Raw genomic sequence first — 1,218 nt, 5'->3', positions numbered from 1 at the left:
TCTAAATTGCAATATCAAATTGAACTAGTCCTTAATTATGATTTAAAGACTAATTATTATAATGAATATATTTCATCTAAGTGTATTTCAAATAACTCTTCCGGTGTTTTGTAATGAAGAAGTTTTCTAGGAAGAGTGTTCATCCAATTTTCTATAAAAGTTATAGTTTCAAATGAGTAGTCTGAAATTCGTTTTCCCTTGGGAATAAAACGTCTAATCAAGCCATTATGACGCTCATTTATACCTTTTTCAAAAGAGGAATATGGATGGGTGAAATACACTTTTGTTTTAGTTTCAGTTTCTTTTTCAAGTGTCGATAAATCAGCAAATTCAGAGCTATTATCAGCAGTTATACTCTTAAACACTTCACTAAATTTACTACCAAAAAGCTCTTTAATCTTCTTAAGAGCATTTGTAACAGATATAGCTGAATGAGAAGACATTTCAGATATTATAGCATATCTAGTTTTACGTTCGACAAGTGTTAACAAAACGTTGTCTTTATTAGATTTTTCACCTAATACGCAATCTATTTCCCAATGCCCAAATTCTTCACGGCTTTCAATAGAATCAGGACGATCTGAAATGCTAGTACCAAGCTTTTTCCTATTATTTCTTACTCTAGTAGACTTTATATTTCTATGAAGTTTAGCTGGTAAATCTATATTTTTTATAGGTAACAAGCCAATGTCTACATAATTATACAAAGTTTTTGTAGAAATCATTTGGTACGGACTAAATCTAGAGGAATATAGTGCTTCACCAACACATGCATCTAAAGACCAGTGATAATTTTTAACTTTATCAACTACATATTCTATGAAATTACTACATTCTAATAGTTTGTATTTACGACTGGATTTTAAGCGATTCTTCTTATAAACAGCTTCTCCAGTATCAGCAAAGTACACTTTAAATTTCTTACCTTGATTAATTTGTTTAGTAGTACCACCACGTATTTCGTTTAAAACGGTATTTATAGACCTACCTAGTTCTTTTGCTATTTTATAAGCAGAAAAGCCATCTTTAAGACGCATTTCAACTATTATACGCTCTTTCATATTTAAATGTTTATTTTTTCTTGACTCTGTGTTATGATTTTGATAGTCCATGGTGATTATCCCCCGTGTTTTGTATTTTGTTTTGCGATTAAATCATAACACAGGTTAATCCACTATGGATTTTTTATTTAGTTCAATTTCATTTTACAATTAAGCT

General features: G+C 29.7%; 1 protein-coding gene. It reads right to left on the bottom strand.

Going from position 1 to position 1,218, the window contains the following annotated elements; all coding sequences use genetic code 11:
* Nucleotides 1–56: 56 nt before the first annotated feature.
* The gene (locus tag GBZ86_RS16050; protein WP_152892330.1) at nucleotides 57–1,112 is read right to left on the bottom strand and encodes an IS30 family transposase; all 1,056 of its coding nucleotides are present in this window, start codon (nucleotides 1,110–1,112) and stop codon (nucleotides 57–59) included.
* Nucleotides 1,113–1,218 lie beyond the last annotated feature (106 nt).

The organism is Clostridium tarantellae (genome assembly GCF_009295725.1).
Lineage (GTDB): Bacteria > Bacillota > Clostridia > Clostridiales > Clostridiaceae > Sarcina > Sarcina tarantellae.
This window is presented reverse-complemented; position numbering and strand designations above follow the sequence as displayed.

Excerpts from the sequence above, each read along its gene's own strand:
- GBZ86_RS16050 (WP_152892330.1), bottom strand. The coding sequence starts at position 1,112 with ATGGACTATCAAAATCATAACACAGAGTCAAGAAAAAATAAACATTTA.